The organism is Sphingopyxis terrae subsp. terrae NBRC 15098, assembly GCF_001598815.1.
GTDB classification, from domain to species: Bacteria; Pseudomonadota; Alphaproteobacteria; order Sphingomonadales; family Sphingomonadaceae; genus Sphingopyxis; species Sphingopyxis terrae.
Map to the genome: position 1 here is coordinate 280,925 of NZ_BCZQ01000004.1, position 17,275 is coordinate 298,199.

The 17,275-nt window shown below is 64.5% G+C and carries 19 protein-coding genes and 2 tRNA genes; 13 read left to right on the forward strand and 8 right to left on the reverse strand.

Annotated features, from left to right (window positions below; translation table 11 throughout):
• Nucleotides 1-169: 169 nt before the first annotated feature.
• Complete coding sequence (locus STE01S_RS04110) at nt 170-973, forward strand: enoyl-CoA hydratase-related protein (RefSeq protein ID WP_062765092.1); 804 nt, start codon at nt 170-172, stop codon at nt 971-973.
• A gap of 89 nt (nt 974-1,062) precedes the next feature.
• On the opposite strand, the gene STE01S_RS04115 is transcribed toward STE01S_RS04110, so the two are convergent.
• From STE01S_RS04115 to STE01S_RS04125, 3 genes are all read right to left on the reverse strand, one after another.
• Nucleotides 1,063-1,665, reverse strand: a complete 603-nt coding sequence (locus STE01S_RS04115) for an HD domain-containing protein (RefSeq protein WP_003044182.1) — start codon at nt 1,663-1,665, stop codon at nt 1,063-1,065.
• A gap of 71 nt (nt 1,666-1,736) precedes the next feature.
• Nucleotides 1,737-2,432, reverse strand: a complete 696-nt coding sequence (locus STE01S_RS04120) for a COG3904 family protein (protein ID WP_231737184.1) — start codon at nt 2,430-2,432, stop codon at nt 1,737-1,739.
• A gap of 1 nt (nt 2,433) precedes the next feature.
• On the reverse strand, nt 2,434-2,997 hold the full coding sequence (locus STE01S_RS04125) for a hypothetical protein (RefSeq protein ID WP_062765182.1): 564 nt from the start codon (nt 2,995-2,997) through the stop codon (nt 2,434-2,436).
• Between the two features lie 162 nt (nt 2,998-3,159).
• Between STE01S_RS04125 and STE01S_RS04130 the strand changes: the two genes are divergently transcribed.
• Nucleotides 3,160-3,606: an RrF2 family transcriptional regulator gene (locus tag STE01S_RS04130; RefSeq protein ID WP_058811379.1), complete on the forward strand. Its 447-nt coding sequence runs from the start codon at nt 3,160-3,162 to the stop codon at nt 3,604-3,606.
• 74 nt (nt 3,607-3,680) lie between these two features.
• On the opposite strand, the gene STE01S_RS04135 is transcribed toward STE01S_RS04130, so the two are convergent.
• Nucleotides 3,681-3,756 (reverse strand) — tRNA-Ala (locus STE01S_RS04135).
• A gap of 121 nt (nt 3,757-3,877) precedes the next feature.
• A complete protein-coding gene (locus STE01S_RS04140; protein WP_003044196.1) occupies nt 3,878-4,198 on the reverse strand; it encodes a TIGR02300 family protein in 321 nt (106 codons plus the stop codon).
• 124 nt (nt 4,199-4,322) lie between these two features.
• On the opposite strand from STE01S_RS04140, the gene aroA reads away from it, so the two are divergent.
• From aroA to STE01S_RS04170, 6 genes are all read left to right on the forward strand, one after another.
• On the forward strand, nt 4,323-5,651 hold the full coding sequence (aroA, locus tag STE01S_RS04145) for a 3-phosphoshikimate 1-carboxyvinyltransferase (RefSeq protein WP_062765185.1): 1,329 nt from the start codon (nt 4,323-4,325) through the stop codon (nt 5,649-5,651).
• Complete coding sequence (locus tag STE01S_RS04150; protein WP_062765095.1) at nt 5,648-6,304, forward strand: hypothetical protein; 657 nt, start codon at nt 5,648-5,650, stop codon at nt 6,302-6,304. Before aroA ends, STE01S_RS04150 begins: the two co-directional genes overlap by 4 nt.
• Entirely contained in the window at nt 6,301-6,576 is a 276-nt protein-coding gene (locus STE01S_RS04155; protein ID WP_255265872.1) for a CBU_0592 family membrane protein, read from the forward strand. The genes STE01S_RS04150 and STE01S_RS04155 overlap by 4 nt, the downstream gene beginning before the upstream one ends.
• Nucleotides 6,573-7,202 (forward strand): (d)CMP kinase, encoded by a 630-nt coding sequence (locus STE01S_RS04160; RefSeq protein WP_062765098.1) that lies wholly within the window; start codon nt 6,573-6,575, stop codon nt 7,200-7,202. The genes STE01S_RS04155 and STE01S_RS04160 overlap by 4 nt, the downstream gene beginning before the upstream one ends.
• A gap of 293 nt (nt 7,203-7,495) precedes the next feature.
• On the forward strand, nt 7,496-9,208 hold the full coding sequence (gene rpsA, locus STE01S_RS04165; RefSeq protein ID WP_003044206.1) for a 30S ribosomal protein S1: 1,713 nt from the start codon (nt 7,496-7,498) through the stop codon (nt 9,206-9,208).
• 199 nt (nt 9,209-9,407) lie between these two features.
• Nucleotides 9,408-9,686: an integration host factor subunit beta gene (locus STE01S_RS04170; RefSeq protein WP_003044209.1), complete on the forward strand. Its 279-nt coding sequence runs from the start codon at nt 9,408-9,410 to the stop codon at nt 9,684-9,686.
• Between the two features lie 99 nt (nt 9,687-9,785).
• On the opposite strand, the gene STE01S_RS04175 is transcribed toward STE01S_RS04170, so the two are convergent.
• Together STE01S_RS04175 and STE01S_RS04180 are read right to left on the reverse strand one after the other, a co-directional pair.
• A complete protein-coding gene (locus STE01S_RS04175) occupies nt 9,786-10,553 on the reverse strand; it encodes an ABC transporter permease (protein ID WP_003044212.1) in 768 nt (255 codons plus the stop codon).
• The gene (locus STE01S_RS04180) at nt 10,550-11,497 is read right to left on the reverse strand and encodes an ABC transporter ATP-binding protein (protein ID WP_062765101.1); all 948 of its coding nucleotides are present in this window, start codon (nt 11,495-11,497) and stop codon (nt 10,550-10,552) included. Before STE01S_RS04180 ends, STE01S_RS04175 begins: the two co-directional genes overlap by 4 nt.
• Nucleotides 11,498-11,587: 90 nt before the next feature.
• Here STE01S_RS04180 and STE01S_RS04185 point away from each other — a divergent pair.
• From STE01S_RS04185 to STE01S_RS04200, 4 genes are all read left to right on the forward strand, one after another.
• A tRNA-Leu gene (locus STE01S_RS04185) sits at nt 11,588-11,674 on the forward strand.
• 28 nt (nt 11,675-11,702) lie between these two features.
• Nucleotides 11,703-13,211 carry an ABC transporter substrate-binding protein gene (locus STE01S_RS04190; protein ID WP_062765103.1) on the forward strand — a complete coding sequence of 503 codons (1,509 nt, stop codon included), beginning with the start codon at nt 11,703-11,705 and terminating at the stop codon, nt 13,209-13,211.
• 41 nt (nt 13,212-13,252) lie between these two features.
• Nucleotides 13,253-13,675, forward strand: coding sequence for a DUF4112 domain-containing protein (locus STE01S_RS04195; protein ID WP_003044221.1), 423 nt, complete (start codon nt 13,253-13,255; stop codon nt 13,673-13,675).
• 66 nt (nt 13,676-13,741) lie between these two features.
• Nucleotides 13,742-15,850: a prolyl oligopeptidase family serine peptidase gene (locus STE01S_RS04200; protein ID WP_062765191.1), complete on the forward strand. Its 2,109-nt coding sequence runs from the start codon at nt 13,742-13,744 to the stop codon at nt 15,848-15,850.
• 8 nt (nt 15,851-15,858) lie between these two features.
• On the opposite strand, the gene STE01S_RS04205 is transcribed toward STE01S_RS04200, so the two are convergent.
• Nucleotides 15,859-16,626 (reverse strand): COG4705 family protein, encoded by a 768-nt coding sequence (locus STE01S_RS04205; protein WP_062765194.1) that lies wholly within the window; start codon nt 16,624-16,626, stop codon nt 15,859-15,861.
• A gap of 160 nt (nt 16,627-16,786) precedes the next feature.
• On the opposite strand from STE01S_RS04205, the gene STE01S_RS04210 reads away from it, so the two are divergent.
• Nucleotides 16,787-17,260 (forward strand): helix-turn-helix transcriptional regulator, encoded by a 474-nt coding sequence (locus tag STE01S_RS04210; RefSeq protein ID WP_255265873.1) that lies wholly within the window; start codon nt 16,787-16,789, stop codon nt 17,258-17,260.
• Nucleotides 17,261-17,275: the final 15 nt, after the last annotated feature.

Sequence of the window (17,275 nt, forward strand, 5' to 3'; positions counted from 1 at the left end):
GTGCGAAGGACGGGAGGATGTCAAACTAGGCCGGCAACTCCTAGCGCGAGGTCGGCTCGCGTTACGCAGGACGTGCTCCCTGGCGCGCCATGCCCCTTGCACTCATCCTCCGAATCGGTCACAACTTTACGTGAACGTAAAGGTAAAGACCGCGAGAGGATTCTTCCCCATGACCGACATCCCGACCTTTGACACAATCAAGCTCGCGTGCAGCGACAATGTCGCGAAGATCACGCTCAACCGTCCCGAACGGCTCAATTCGATGCCGCCCGCGATGGCCGACGATATCCGCGCCGCGCTCGACTGGATGGGCGTCCTTGGAGCGCGTGCGCTGCTGATTACCGGTGAGGGTCGCGGTTTCTGTTCGGGCGCGGATCTGGCGGGCGATCGCAGCGCAACCGCTGTCGGCGGCGGCGCGAACAGTCGCACGGCGCTGCGCAACCATTATAACCCGATGCTGCTCGCGCTCGCCAATCTCGACATTCCGGTCGTGACCGCGGTCAACGGCCCCGCCGCAGGGGTCGGATGCAGCTTTGCGCTGTCGGGCGATTTCGCGATTGCTGGCAAAAGCGCCTATTTCCTCCAGGCTTTCGTCAATATCGGCCTCGTCCCCGACGGCGGATCGTCGTGGCTGCTGCCACGGCTCGTCGGCCTGCCGCGCGCGACGCAGATGATGATGCTCGGCGAGAAAATCTCGGCCGAACAGGCCGCCGATTGGGGACTGATTTACAAGGCGGTCGAGGATGACGCGCTGATGGCTGAAGCCGAAGCGCTCGCAAAGCGGCTGGCCAGCGGACCGACGGTTGCGCTCGGCACGATGCGCAAGGTGCTGCGCGGCGGGTTGACGCAAAGCTATGCCGACACGCTCGACGCCGAGGCGATGGGCCAGTATCTGGCCGGCAACAGCGCCGATGCCGCCGAGGGCATCGCGGCCTTCCTTCAGAAGCGCAAGACCGAGTTCAAGGGCAAGTGAACTACTAGTGCTCCCCGGCGAAAGCCGGGGTCCTTTTGCGCGCCTTCTGACCCCGGCTTTCGCCGGGTATTACCCATGAACGCTGCGGCCTACTCCGCCGCTTCTTCGACCATCACCTTCTTGTAGATGCTCGTGCGCGGATAGGAGCAGAGACGCATCACCATCGGCTCGAAGAATTCCAGCGGTTCGCTTTCATAGTCGGGGTCGAACGCCGGCGCGTCGTATTTCTCGCAGAATTCGGCGCACGCCGCGTAATAGGGATGGTCCTTGAACTGGTCGCGCATGTCGCGATCGAGCCCGAGATAGTGGAAGAAATAATGGCCCTGGAAGATGCCGTGGTGCTGGACGATCCACAGATTTTCTTCTGACAGGAAGGGCTTGAGGATCGCCGCCGCGACATCGGGATGGTTGAACGCGCCCAGCGTGTCACCAATGTCGTGGAGCAGCGCCATCACGACATATTCCTCGTCGCGCCCATCGCGATGCGCGCGCGTAGCGGTCTGCAGGCAATGCTCGAGCCGGTCGACGGGAAAGCCGCCATAATCGCCGCCCAGCAGTTTCAGATGATCGAGGATGCGCTTGCCGTTCTGCGGCGCAAATTCCTTCTGCTCGCGCGCGATGATATCCCAATCTTCCTGCGTCCCGTCGATCATCGAACGGAAGGATGCGTGATCGTGCGTCATGTCGGTCATGGCTGGCTCTCCCATATATCGGCGGCCAGTCTATGCGTTTCGTTGCGATATGCAACGCTGTTCGCCCCTCGCTATTCTACGGCGTAGGTCACGCCATATTTCAGCGCTTCGTCGAGCGTCAGGCAGCGGCGCGTCGATTTGTCCGGGCCGCTGCCCTTCACCGCCTTCTGCCGATACATGATGTCGGTCAGCAATTTGCGCGACACGCCCATCTTGATCAGGAAATCATTGTCCTCGCTCGCCAGCAGCGCGCTGTCCTGTTCGACGTCGCCGATCAGCTCGGTCGTCGCATCGGTGCCCATAGCCACGCTTTCGTCGATCAGCGAGCGGTCGCCGGTGCTGGTGAACATATGGACGATGAACTCGCCGCCCGGCTCGATCAGCCGCGGCGCGCCGCCCATGAAGACGAAATTGCAGGCGCTGAAACAGGCCCAGCCGCTCGGTATGCGCGTCGCAAGGCCGGGGTTCGACCGGATGATGCGCCCCGCGGCGTTGCCGGCGCGCGCATCGCCGCCGGGCGAACGCAGCCATATCTCGGATACGTCCGGATTGGCCTTCAGCGCGGCGCTCAGCCGGTCGGGCAGTCCCGAGTCAACGCGGCCTTCGGCGAGCATCACCTTCATCGTGCCGCGCTTTTCGACCGTCAGCTTCATCGTCGGATTGGCCGACCAATTGGGGTTGAGCGGACAGGTCGGATTGATCGGGTCCATCTCGGTCGCCGCGGTCAGGCTGACGACCGCAAGCGCCGTGAGGGCGAGCTTCGGCAATTCAGGCCGCAAGAACATAGCGCGTATCACCTGGCCCCTTGCACATGCGTTTCGACACACGGGTTTCCTCGCCATCGACGATCACGAAGTCGTTGACGGTCATGCACTTCCTGCCGCCGTCCTCTGTGTTGATCGAAGCCACGGTCGACGACCCGCTGACATTGTCGCGCGTTTCGCTGGTCCAGTTCGACGTCGCGCCGACCGCTTCGCCGCGTGTCACCTCTTCGGTGGCCTTGGCGGCCTGCACCTGTTCGGCGGGGTCGAGGCGGCAAGCGATGGCGTCGGTCAGCGTCCCGCTGACCTCGGCGATCGGCACATAGGAATAGACCCCCGCCTTGCTGGCCGCGTCGCCCACCGCATCCCGGATCACACCGCCCAATATGCCGCGGCCGACGCTACTGCCCTTCTTGCCCTTGGGACAACCGCCGTTGTCGCTTTCGCTCGCCGTCGGCGCGGGGGTCGGCGTCGTGACCTTGCGCAGCAGCCCGCCGAACTGTGCCTGCGCGGGCGCCGCCGCCAGCAGGGTGACGGCGGCCCAGGCGGGGACCAACATGATTCGCTTCATATGCGGCTCCAAAAAACCCGTGCCAAAACCTGTGATCGCGACCCCGCTTATCGCCGCGAAACTACGCCGCGCTGTGATTTCAATCAATGGGGCTGGCGCCGAGGCGATAATTGTCATGTCGGGAGGTTGAAATTATCGGCAAAGTGGATCAGACAGCGCGCCATGCTCTCGCAGAAGACCCGCTACACGATACGTGCCTTTCAGCATCTTGCCGATCATTGGGGCAAGGGTCAGGTCCAACTCGCGGACATTGCCGAGGCGCAAAATATTCCGCCCAAGTTCCTGACCGTCATCCTGTCCGAAATGGCGCGCGAAGGGCTGCTCATCTCGCAGCGCGGACGCGACGGCGGCTATCAGCTCGCGCTGCCGCCGGTCGACATCAGCTATGGCGATCTTGTGCGCCTGACGCGCGGGTCGCTCGCGCTGGTGCCGTGCGCCAGCCGCAATGCCCACGAAACCTGCAAGAATTGCCTGCCCGAAGCCGAATGCCGGATGCGCACGCTGATGCTGAAGGTGCGCGACGATACCGCCGCGATCCTCGACCGGATCAGCCTGGCCGACCCGATCGGCTTCGAACCCTTGTTCGAAAAGGAAGAGATGGCGCTCTGACGCGCCACGCCAACCGGCACGGCAAAGAAAAAGGCCCGAACGCTGGTGCGTCGGACCTCTTGTTTTCGAGGAAATGGTGGAGCCTAGCGGGATCGAACCGCTGACCTCTACAATGCCATTGTAGCGCTCTCCCAGCTGAGCTAAGGCCCCGTGCCATTTCGTCTGGCCGCCCTGGGTGGTGCGACCGGGACGCCGCCTTTAGCAGCGCCTGCGTTCGATGCAAGGGGCCAAATGCATCTCCGCGATGCTTTTTTGGCCCCTCGCCGAAAAATCAGCTTTCGTCGTCTTCGTCGTCGCCGGTGGCGACGCCCAGATCGTCATCGCCGCCCAGATCGACATCGTTATCCGGCGAATCGCTGTCTTCATCGACATCGACGTCCAGATCCAGATCCTCGTCGATCGCCTCTTCCTTGACCTTGGTCGGCTTCTCGACTTCCTCGAAGGGCATCGGCTGCTTCGATTTCAGCACCGATTCCGGAATCCAGGAATAGCCGCAATTGATGCAGCTGACCGGATCATCCTTGGTCAAATCATAGAATCGGGTGGCACATTTCGGGCAGCTACGCTTCGTGCCCCATTCAGCCTTTACCATATAAGCCTCGTAACCTTTTGGAAATCGGTTGATATTTCGGAAAAAGATGGGCGCCGGGCCGGCGATCCGTCAAATCGGCGTGCGCCTTGCCAGATTGTCGGGCCGCTGTCAAAAGCCGCACGCCATGACTGACCAGACTGCCCGCCCCCGCAGCTTCGCCGCGTCCGCTCCGCTTAAAGGTAGGATCGCGATTCCCGGCGACAAGAGCATTTCGCATCGCGCCCTGATGTTGTCGGCGCTCGCGGTCGGCACCAGCCGCGTGAGCGGGCTGCTTGAGGGGCATGATGTCCTCGCCACCGCCGCGGCCATGCGCGCGATGGGCGCGAATATCGACCGCACCGGCGACGGCGAATGGGTCATTGAAGGCGTCGGTGTCGGCGGCCTGCTCCAGCCGCGCGAAGCGCTCGACATGGGCAACAGCGGCACCTCGACGCGCCTGCTGATGGGCCTTGTTTCCAGCCATCCGATCACGACCACTTTCGTCGGCGATGCCAGCCTGTCGGGGCGCCCGATGGGGCGCGTCATCGATCCGTTGTCGCAGATGGGCGCTGACATCTCGGCCTCGCCGGGTGGCCGCCTTCCCTTGATGGTGCGCGGCCTCGCGCCCGCGGTGCCGATCGAATATCGGCTTCCGGTCGCCTCGGCGCAGGTCAAGTCGGCGATCCTGCTCGCCGGCCTCAATACGCCGGGAATCACCACCGTGATCGAACCCGTGCCGACGCGCGACCATAGCGAACGGATGCTCAAGGGCTTCGGCGCCACGCTGGACGTCGAAGTAGAACCCGACGGCACCCGCTGGATTTCGGTGATGGGCGAAGCCGAATTGCGGCCGCAAACGATCGTCGTTCCGGGCGACCCCTCGTCGGCCGCTTTCTTCATCGTTGCAGCGCTGCTCGTCCCCGGATCGGACGTCACCATTGCCAATGTCGGCCTCAACCCGACCCGCGCCGGCCTGGTCGAGGTATTGAAGGCGATGGGCGGGGATATCGAACTGCTCGATGCGCGCGAAGTCGGCGGCGAGCCCGTCGCCGACCTGCGCGTCCGCCACAGCCTGCTCCGCGGCATCGCGGTCGATCCGGCCATCGCGCCGAGCATGATCGACGAATATCCGATTCTCTTCGTCGCCGCCGCGCTTGCCGAGGGGACGACCGTGACGACCGGCCTCGACGAGCTGCGCGTCAAGGAAAGCGACCGGCTGTCGGTCATGGCCGCGGGCCTCGCGGCGATCGGCGTGCGGGTCGAGGACAGCGAGGACGGCCTCGTCATCCACGGCACCGGCGGCGACCCGCTACCCGGCGGCGCGACCGTCGCCGGCCATCTCGACCACCGCATCTGCATGAGCTTCGCCATCGCGGGCCTCGTCAGCAAGGCCCCCGTGACGATCGACGATATGGCACCGGTCGCAACGAGCTTTCCCAATTTCGAGGCGTTGCTGGAGGGCCTGCAGCGATGAACCGTCGTTCCATCCTGTCCATCGCGGCCCCGATCGCGCTCCTCGGCCTAAGTGCCGGCGCGGCCGGCGTGCAACAGGGCGCCACCCTTCCGACAACCGCCGACACGGCGGGCGCCTTTGCCGATACAGCGCGCGCGCCGGACCCGACGGCATCGGTCACCAGCGCGACGTGCGACGGCGACGTCGAATATTGTCCGAGCGGTGCGCAGCTTCGGGTCGACCGGAGCTTTTCCGATTATCCGATCGATAGCCGTGCGGCAGACGCCGGCAGCGGACTTCGGCCGATCGACGACGAGCCCTGCATCCCCGACGAGGGCTGCGAACGGCGCGACGCCGCCGGTGTGCGTCATTTTCTGTACGGAGACGGCGCCGACGACCTCCGTGTCATGATCAAGACGGTGGAGGCAAGCGAGTTCGAAGGGCGACCGATCGGCGCGCTCGATATCGGGACGGCGCGCGACCAGTCCGAGGTGATGGCCCGGGTTCGCCGCTTTCTGCCCGATGTGGCGTTCGACTGCGACCCGTCGCTCGTGTCGGGAAACGTCGGCCCCGTCGAATGCGGCGCGACGCTCAACCCCGGCTGGGTCGAAATCGGCTTCGACCACGATGGCCGGCTGCTCCGCGTGCGATTTGACGGTTATCAGTTCATATGAGCGCCTATATCTCCTCCTTTGCCGCGAACGCGATCGGCATCATCGGCAGCATCCTGTTCATCGCTGCATTCGCCTATGCGAACATCGCCAAGAGGCTGGACCAGCTGCTGTTCAATGCGGTGAACCTTGTCGGCGCGATTTTGCTGCTGATCTCGCTGTCGGTTCATTTCAACTTGGCGGCGTTTCTGCTCGAAGGGGCTTGGGCGCTGATCGCTTCCTGGGGCTTGCTGCGCGCCCTCCGCGCGCGCCGTACCCGCGGTGATTCGGCATGATTATCGCGGTCGACGGCCCTACTGCGTCGGGCAAGGGCACCATCGCCAAGGCGCTTGCCGAGCATTTCGGCCTCCCCGTGCTCGATACCGGGCTGCTCTATCGCGCTGTGGGCTATCAGGCGCAGCTCAATCATGGCGATCCGGACAAGGCGGCCGACGCCCTCGTCGCCTGCGATTTTCCGGACGCCTTGCTCGACGATCCCGCGCTTCGCTACGAAAGCACGGGCAGCCTCGCCAGCCGCGCGTCGGTGCATCCTGCGGTGCGCAAGGCGCTGTTCCAGCGGCAGGTCGATTTCGCCAACCAGCCTGGCGGCGCCGTGCTCGACGGGCGCGATATCGGCACCGTGATCGCGCCGCACGCCGACGCCAAACTGTTCGTGACGGCAAGCGCCGAAGAACGCGCCCGCCGCCGGCATGCCGAGATGCTGGGGCGCGGGGTCGAAATCGGCTATGGCGCCGTGCTCGCCGATGTTCGCGCTCGCGATGCCCGCGATACGGGCCGTGCCGACGCCCCCCTGCTCCGCGCCGACGATGCGATGCTGCTCGACACCTCGGCGATGGACCGCGATGCAGCGATCGCCGCCGCCATCGCCTTCGTCACGGAACGGACAAAGGCGCGCGGCTGACAGGAGCCCGCGGCCGATAGGGCTTTTCGCCTTGCCGAAAGCCGCGTTCGCGACTATACGCGCGCCGTCCGACGGGCCTTGTGGCCGGTCGAGGCACGGACGAACCGCCGCTCTATATCGAGCGTCGGGCGTGATGGGTTATTCCCGTCGCGCCCTTTTTGCTTTGCCCGTGCTTCTGCCGCCAACCGGTCCCGAGGATGTTCTGCTTTGCATCCGGCGGGCAGGACGGATCGGCCACAAGACCAGCGGAACCAACCGCTTGGCCGGAACAAATGAAGTAAGGAAGAACCCATATGGCCTCTACGGCTTTTCCGTCGCGCGACGATTTCGCCGCGATGCTCGACGAATCGCTGGGTGGTGCTGATGGCGGCTTTGAAGGCCGCGTCGTCAAGGGCACCGTGACCGCGATCGAAAATGACCTGGCAGTGATCGATATCGGTCTGAAGAGCGAAGGCCGCGTGCCGCTTCGCGAATTCGCGATGCCCGGCCAGAAGGCCGACCTCAACGTCGGCGACGAAGTCGAAGTCTATGTCGACCGCGTCGAAAACGCCAATGGCGAAACCATGCTGTCGCGCGACCGCGCTCGCCGCGAAGCCGCCTGGGACCGCCTGGAAGAAGAATTCAACAAGGAAGCCCGCGTCGAAGGCGTTATCTTCGGCCGCGTCAAGGGCGGCTTCACCGTCGACCTTGGCGGCGCCGTGGCGTTCCTTCCCGGTAGCCAGGTCGACATCCGCCCCGTGCGCGACGTCGGCCCGCTCATGGATCTGCCGCAGCCGTTCCAGATCCTCAAGATGGATCGCCGCCGCGGCAATATCGTCGTGTCGCGCCGCGCCATCCTTGAAGAAACGCGCGCCGAACAGCGTTCGGGCCTGATCCAGAACCTGGAAGAAGGTCAGATCATCGAAGGCGCGGTCAAGAACATCACCGATTATGGTGCGTTCGTTGACCTCGGCGGCATCGACGGCCTGCTCCATGTCACCGACATGAGCTACAAGCGCGTCAACCACCCGAGCGAAGTCATCAACATCGGTGACACGGTTAAGGTGCAGATCATCCGCATCAACCGCGACACGCAGCGCATCAGCCTCGGCATGAAGCAGCTCGAAAGCGATCCTTGGGAAGGCGTCGCGGCCAAGTATCCGGTCGGGGCGAAGCTCACCGGCACGGTCACGAACATCACCGACTATGGTGCGTTCGTCGAACTCGAACCCGGCATCGAAGGCTTGGTCCACGTCAGCGAAATGTCGTGGGTCAAGAAGAACGTCCACCCCGGCAAGATCGTTTCGACGAGCCAGGAAGTCGACGTCATCGTCCTCGAAGTCGACAGCGACAAGCGCCGCATCTCGCTTGGCCTCAAGCAGGCCCAGTCGAACCCTTGGGGTGCCTTCGCCGAAGCGCATCCGGTTGGCTCGGTTGTCGAAGGCGAAGTCAAGAACGCGACCGAATTCGGTCTGTTCGTCGGCCTTCCGGGCGACGTCGACGGCATGGTTCACATGTCGGACATCGCGTGGGGCATCTCGGGCGAAGAAGCGCTCCACCTCCACCGCAAGGGCGAGAATGTGCAGGTCGTCGTTCTCGACGTCGACGTCGAGAAGGAACGCATCAGCCTCGGCATCAAGCAGCTTGAAAAGGGTGCTCCGGCCGTCGGCGGCGGCGTCGCCGCTTCGGGCTCGCTGAAGAAGAACGATGTCGTCACCGTCTCGGTCCTCGAAGTCCGCGACAACGGCCTCGAAGTTCAGGCCGGCGAAGATGGCGCCACCGGCTTCATCAAGCGCGCCGACCTTGGCCGCGACCGCGACGAACAGCGCCCCGAGCGCTATCAGGTCGGTCAGAAGTTCGACGCGATGGTCACCGGCTTCGATCGTTCGAAGAAGCCCAGCTTCTCGGTCAAGGCGATGCAGATCGCCGAAGAAAAGGAAGCCGTCGCACAATATGGTTCGTCGGATTCGGGTGCGTCGCTCGGCGACATCCTCGGCGAAGCGCTGAAGGCCGGCAAGAAGGATTAATCCTTCCCCGCTTTTGCGGTGAAACAAAAGGCCCGCAGAGTGTCCCTCTGCGGGCCTTTTTCTTTCAGCGATATGTTTTGAAAGAACCCTGAATCATGATAGGTTCCATGCCGCGTTGGGAGGGGTCCTCACGCTGTGGAACCGGCAAAGACCGGATGGCCTGCGCCCGTGGGGCGCGCGTGATAACTAGGGGAAGCTGATGATCCGGTCGGAACTGGTTCAAATGATCGCGAGTGAAAACAGCGATTTGCGCCTCGAAGAGGTGGAACGCATCATCGATGAATTCTTCGACGCCATCGTCGAGCAGCTTGCGGCGGGGGGCCGCGTCGAGCTGCGCGGCTTCGGCGCCTTCTCGACCCGCGAACGCGAGTCGCGCACCGGGCGCAATCCGCGCACCGGCGCGCCGGTCGCGGTAAGCGCCAAGAGCGTGCCCTATTTCAAGCCGGGCAAGGAAATGCGCGAGCGGCTGAACGGCTGAAAGTTCACACCTCGTCATTGCGAGCGTAGCGAAGCAATCCAGAGCCGGCGTAAACCGCTCTGGATTGCTTCGCTACGCTCGCAATGACAAATTTCAGCCTCAGTTCTTGAGCCGGTAGCCCGTGCGGAACATCCAGAAGATCAGGCCGAGGCACAGCGCCAGAAACAGCGCCACCGCGCCCATGCTGACCTCGATCGCCACGTCGCCCTGTCCGAAAAAGGTCCAGCGAAAGCCGCTGATCAGATAGACGACGGGATTGAACAGCGTCACCGCGCGCCACGCGGCCGGCAGCATGTCGAGCGAATAGAAGGCGCCGCCCAGGAAGGTCAGCGGATAGACGACGAGCAGCGGGATCACCTGCAGCTGTTCAAAGCTCTGCGCCCAGATACCGATGATGAAGCCGAAGAGGCAGAAGGTCACCGCCATCAGCACCATGAAGCCGACCATCAGCAGCGGATGCGCCACCTGAATGTCGACGAACAGATGCGCGGTCGCGAAAATGATCGCGCCGATGATTACCGATTTGGTTGCCGCCGCGCCGACATAGGCGATCAGCAATTCGAGCGGCGACATGGGCGACGAGAGCATCTCGTAGATCGTCCCCGTCCATTTGGGCATGTAGATGCCGAAGCTCGCGTTGCTGATGCTTTCGGTGAACATCGTCAGCATCATTAGCCCCGGCACGATGAACGCGCCATAGGGCACCGAGCTGACGTCGCTCATCCGGCTGCCGATCGCCGATCCGAAGACGACGAAATAGAGCGTGGTGGTGATGACGGGCAGCATCAGGCTGGTCCACACCGTGCGCCCGAAGCGCGCCATCTCGAACATATAGATCGCGCGGATACCGCGGACGTTGCCGATCATGCCGCCGCTCCTTCGCCGTCCCTGGGTTCGTGTACCAGCCCGACGAAAATATCCTCGAGCGAGCTTTGCCGCGTGTGCAGATCCTTGAAAGCGATGCCGATATCGGTCATCCGCCGCAGCAGCGAAGGTACGCCGGTCGCCTCGGCCTGGCTGTCGAATTCATAGACAAGCTCATGCCCCTCCCCCGCCAGTTCGAGCGTCCAGTCGGCGAGCTCGGCCGGAACGGCGTCGAGCGGCTCGGCAAGATTGAGCGTCAACGTCTTGCGTCCAAGCTTCTTGATCAGCGCGTTCTTCTCTTCGACGAGGATCAGCTTGCCGCGCGTGATGACGCCGACGCGGTCGGCCATTTCTTCGGCCTCTTCGATATAATGGGTGGTCAGAATGATCGTCACCCCGCGCTCGCGCAGGCCCCGCACCATATTCCACATGTCGCGGCGCAGTTCGACGTCGACCCCCGCGGTCGGTTCGTCGAGGAAGAGGATTTCGGGTTCGTGGCTCAGCGCCTTGGCGATCATCACGCGGCGTTTCATTCCGCCCGACAATTCCATGATCTTGCTGCCGCGCTTGTCCCACAGCGACAGATCCTTCAGCAATTGCTCGATGAACGCCGGATCGCGCGGTTTGCCGAACAGCCCGCGCGAAAAAGTGACGGTGGCCATCACCGTTTCGAACGAATCCGTATGCAGTTCCTGCGGCACCAGCCCGATCATCGATCGCGCCGCGCGATAGTCGCGGGCATGATCGTGACCGCCGACCGTCACCGTGCCTTCGCTCGGCGTGACGATACCGCAGACGATGCTGATCAGCGTCGTCTTGCCTGCCCCATTGGGGCCGAGCAACGCAAATATCTCGCCCTTCTCGATGCTGAGGTCGACACCCGCCAAGGCGCGATGCCCGCTCTTGTAAGTCTTTCCCAGACCGGAAATTTCCAGAACCGCTGTCATGCGCGCCGGTCTAGCCGAGGAGCGCGCCGGGACAAAGCGGCAAAGATGACTTGACCTCCCCTCACCCATCGGCATGACAGGCCGCGGTGCGCGGACGTGGCGGAATCGGTAGACGCAGCAGACTTAAAATCTGCTATCCGAACGGGTGTGCGGGTTCGAGTCCCGCCGTCCGCACCAACCGCTGGCACAGGGGAAGCACAGGAATATGACGCGCCGCAGCCTCCGTTCGCGCCGCGGCGCGCGGTTCGCGGGCTCCGCGCTGCTGGTCGCCGCGCTCGCCGGATGCGGCCTGTTCGGCGGTGGCGGGGGTCCGGTGCGGATCGCCGCGATGGGGCCGCTCAACGCCGCAGCGAGCCCGCTCAACGGCGAACTGTCCGCGCCCAATGCGGCGCTGCTCGAAATGACGGCGCAGGGGCTTGTCGGCTATGACGCCGACGGCCAGATCGACACCGGCCTTGCCGAACGCTGGACGGTGACGGGCGACGGGCGCAGCTATATTTTCCGGCTGCGCGAGGCAAAATGGTCGAACGGTCGCGAAGTCACGGCCGACGACGTGGTTTCGGTGCTGCGCGGCTATCTTGGCACGAACAGCCGCAACCTGCTGAAGGACGATTTCCCGGAGATCGAGACGATCCGTGCGATGACCGATCAGGTCATCGAAATCCGGCTCGCAGTGCCGCAGCCCAATATGCTCGAACTGCTCGCGCAGCCTTCGTTGACGATCGTCTACAAGGGCATGGGCTGGGGGCCGATGCGATCGCGCAAGGCCGGACGCGCGCTGCTGCTGACGCCCGCGCCCGACCCGCTCGCCGACGATCCCGAGGCCGCCGAAACCGCCGCAAACGATCCCGCCGCGTCGGTCGAACTCGTCGGCACGACGCCCGCCGGGGCGCTGGCACGCTACAATAATGGCTATGCCGACGGGGTGATCGGCGGCCGCTTTTCGACCCTCCCCTATTTCCTCGTCTCCAGCATCGGCCGCTCGCGCCTGATCGTCGATCCGGTGCCGGGGCTTTTCGGCCTTTCTTTCACCAGCGCCGAAGGGTTCCTCGCCTCCGACATCAACCGCGACGCCCTGTCGCGCGTCGTGCGGCGGCAGCGCCTGATCGACGCCTTCGGCCTCGCCGAATGGCAGCCGCAGCGCGCGCTTCGGCCCGCGGTCTACCGCCGCGATGGCGGCCCTGAACCCTTGCAACCCGCCTGGGCCGACTTCGACAATGATTCGCGCTTCGCCCAGTCGAAGCGGGTGGTCGATAGCTGGCGCGCCGCCGGGCGAGAGATTGCGCCGCTCCGCATCGCGGTCCCCCAGACGCCGGGCGGCCGCATTCTCTTTGCCTATGTCGCCGCCGACTTTGCCCGCATCGGTATCGAAAGCCGCCGCGTCGCTATGGATGCGGCATCGGACCTGCGCCTGATCGACGAGGTGGCGCCGAATGACGACGCCCTCTGGGCGCTCCGCCGGCTGTCGTGCCAGCGCGACACGCTGTGCAACCGCGAGGCACAGGCGAAGATCGATCAGGCCGTGCTCAATATCGACAGTGGCCAGCGCGCGCGCCAGATCGGCGAGATCGAAACGATGCTGGGGCGCTACACCCCGTTCATTCCGATCGCCACGCCGCTGCGCTGGTCGGTCGCATCGCAGCGGCTTGCGGGGTTCAAACCCAATGCGCGAGCGGCCCACCCATTGAATCGCCTGCTCGCCAAACCCAACTAATAATAGGCGCACATCGTCGTGCGCGGTTGGAAAGGACGCCGATGCCCCCCTCGACGCCCAATACGGACGCGATTTTCGAAGCCTTGGTTGCCGATCGCAACAATCCCGCGGCGCTGCGCAAGCGCATCGAAACGCTGGAGCTTCTCCTCGAACGCAGCTTCACCATTCCCGGCATCAATCGGCCGGTCGGGCTCGACGCGATCGTCGGGCTGGTGCCCGTCGTCGGTGATGTCGTGACCGCCGTCATGGGGGCCTATATCATCTGGGAAGCGCGCAATCTGGGCATGCCCAAATGGAAGCTGTGGCGGATGATGGGCAATCTCGGCGTCGATACCGCGCTTGGCGCCATCCCGCTTGTCGGCGACGCTTTCGACTTTCTGTTCCGTTCGAACACGCGCAACCTGCGCATCATCCGGAAACATCTCGACAAGCATCACCCCGGAACGATCGTCATCGACCAGTAGGCGGTTCCCATCGGGTGTCTGATAGTGCTAGCACAGCAGCTTCAGACCCTGCTCATGGAGACCGAGATGATCCGCGCCCGCCTTGCCGCGCTCGCCCTTGCCTGTTCGCTGTCCGCGGCGGCCTTTGCCGCGACCGAGACCGACCCTTGGTTGTGGCTGGAGGATATCGAGGGGGCGAAGGCGCTCGCGTGGGTGAAGGCGGAAAATGCCGCGACCGACAAGCTGATCCTGAACCGCCCCGGTTTCGAACAGGATCGGGCGCGCGCGAAAGCGATCCTCGACGACGACCGCCAGATTGCCGACCCCGGTCAGGTGATGGGCGATACCATCACCAACTTCTGGCGCGATGCGGACCATCCGCGCGGCATCTGGCGGCAAAGTCCGCTGAGTGCCTATCTTGCGGGAACGCCCGAATGGACGACGCTGATCGACGTTGATGCGCTCGGCAAGGCGGAGGGGCAAAGCTGGGTCTGGCACGGCGCCGACTGCCTTGCCCCCACCTACACCCGCTGCCTCGTCTCGCTCAGCCCCGGCGGCACCGATTCGGACGTCGTGCGCGAATGGGACCGCACCACCGGCCGCTTCGTGACTGACGGCTTTGCGCTGCCGCAGGCGAAGAGCGCGGTCGTATGGGAAGACGCCGACACGCTACTCGTCGCCACCGACTATGGCAAAGGCAGCATGACCGCGTCGGGCTATCCGCGCATCGTCAAGCGCTGGAAACGCGGCACCCCGCTCGCCAGCGCCGCGGTGGTCGCCGAAGGCGAAGCCAGCGATGTCGGGATCAACCCGATCGCGATCGACGACGGCAAGACGCGCTGGATCCTCATCGCCCGCAACAAGAGTTTCTATACCAGCGACTACAGCATCCGAGCCGCCCACGGCGCGGGCTTCGTCCCGGCGCCGATTCCCGACACCGCCGACCTGCGCGATGTCATCGGCGGTCAGGCAATCATCTTCCTCAACAAGCCCGCCGACGGCTTCGGCGAAGGCTCGCTCGTCGCGCTGTCGCTCGCCGACGCGGCGGCCGGACGCCCCGCGAAAATGGCGGCGGTGATGGCGCCGACCAAGGCGCAGGCGATTGAGGAGGTCAGCGCGACCGACAATATTCTCTGGGTCAAGGCGCTCGACGATGTCGAAGGCAAGCTGTTCGCGCTGCGCCGCGATCCCGCGAGCGGCACCTGGACCCAGCGCGAGGTGCCGCTGGCGGCCAACGCTACGGTGCATCTGGCCGGCGCGATCGCCAAGCGCGACACGATCTTCGCGACTGCCGAAACGATGCTCGACCCGCCGACGCTTTATGCCGTCACCGACAACGCCGCACCGCGCGTCGTGCAAAGCCTGCCCGCAGCCTTCGACGCCAAGGGCATGACGGTGGAAAAGCGCTTCGCGACGTCGAAGGACGGCACCAAGACCCCCTATTTCCTCGTCCGCAAAGCCGGCGCTAAAGGCCCCGTGCCCGCGCTGATCCACGCCTATGGCGGCTTCCGCGCCGCGCAGACGCCGGGCTATCTGACCGGTCAGCCCTATCGCGCCGGTCCGCTCGGCCTGTTCTGGGTCGAGGACGGCAACGCTTATGTCCTCGCCAATATTCGCGGCGGCGGCGAATATGGCCCCGCCTGGCACCAGGCGGCGCTGCGCGAAAAACGCCAGAACAGTTTCGACGACCTCCACGCCGTCGCGGAGGATCTGGTCAAGACCGGCATCAGCAGCAAGGGCAGGATTGCCATTTCGGGTCGCTCGAATGGCGGCGTGCTGGTCGGCGCCGCGATGACGCAGCGCCCGGATCTCTATGGCGCGGTCATTGCGGGCTCGCCGCTCGAGGATATGAAGCGCTATAACAAGCTGCTCGCGGGCGCCTCGTGGGTCGCTGAATATGGCAATCCCGACGATCCCGCCGACTGGGCCTTCCTGTCGAAATATTCGCCCTATCAGAATGTCCGCAAGGGCGTGAAATATCCGCCGATCTTCCTGTACCTTTCGACGAAGGACGACCGCGTCCATCCCGGCCACGCCCGCAAATTGGCCGCAAAGCTGCAGGATTATGGCAACCGCGTCTATTATCACGAATATCTGGAAGGCGGCCACTCGGTCGGCGCCGACCATGCCGAGGACGCCGTGCGCGCGGCCATGCTCCACGCCTTCCTGCTGCGCGAACTGGTCGAGCGGAAATAGCCGGTCGCTCAGCCGCCGCGATCGTCATGCGCCGCGGCGGCGCGCTGCGGCAGCGCGAGGATCAGCGTGACGATCGCGATGGCAAGCACCGCCGATGCACCGGCGCGGCTCAGCGCCAGCCCGCCATGGTCGAGCGGCTTGTCCAGAAAGTCGCCGACCACCGCGCCGAGCGGGCGAGTCAGGATGAAGGCCGCCCAGAACAGCGCAACATGGCTGATCGCGGTGCGATAATAGGCGATGGCGAGCAGCGCGAGCAATGCACCGAAGATGATTGCGGACCCGAGGTAGCCGAGCGGACCGTCGGCAATCCAGTCGCCGAGCGCGGTGCCCAGCGTCTGCGAAAAGGTAATCGTCAGCCAGTAATAGAGCTCGGCCCGCGGCTCGTGCACCGACTGGATCGAGATGCTGCCGAGCACCCGGTGCCAGACCGCGAGCGATGCCAGCACCGCGCCGAGCAAGAGCAGCGAACCGCCGGGATAGCCGATACCGAGCGAGCGCGTCGCAAAATCGGCCATCGTCGTGCCCGCCGTCGTCGAGGCGATGATCGTCGCCCAATAGAGGAAGGGATGAAAGGCGCGCGCGCGAATCTGCCAGACGATCAGCATCGCCAGCACCGCGGCAAAAATCGCGGTGCTGACCAGATAGCCCAGATTCATCGACATGCTCACCGTGTCGCCCGCGGTCTCGCCGAAGGTGGTCGCCAATATCTTGATGAGCCAGAAACCCAGCGTCACCGCCGGCACTTTGGTCAGCACCTGCTTTTCCCTATCGGTCATTTGCATCTCCTTGTGCGGCGCACGATTAGCGCGGCGGAGCGTTTCGCCCTATAAGCAGGCGCTTATTCCCGTCCCGATAAGCGGAAGTGCCATGCCATCTACCCAGTCCGCGCCCGGTAAAAGCCGCCTTTTGCCCCGTCTGATCGGTCCGATAGCAGTGGTGGCGCTTCAGGCTGTCGCCGCGAGCTATTTCGTCGTCGACGGGATCGACGATCTGATCGAACAGGCCGGACGCGGCTTCAGCGTCGAGGTGATGATGGAATGCCTCGTCGCCCTCGCACTGCTCGCCGGCGTCGTACTCGGCGCGCGCCACCTGCGCCGGATCGCAGGCGATCTCGCACGCGCCGACGATTCGCTCGCCCGCACGCGCGGCGCACTCGCCGACCATATTGCCCATCGCTTCGATGCCTGGTCACTGACGCGCGGAGAGAGCGACGTCGCGCTGTTCGCGCTCAAGGGCTGCGACGTCGCCGAAATCGCTCGACTCCGCGGCGCTGCGTCAGGCACCGTGCGCGCGCAGCTCAGCCAAGTCTATGCCAAGGCAGGCGTCGGCAGCCAGGCCATGCTGATGTCGCTGTTTCTGGAAGACCTGCTCGACACCGATCCCGCCGCGGGGCCGCAACGCGGCGAGTGAGGGGCGTCAATCCAT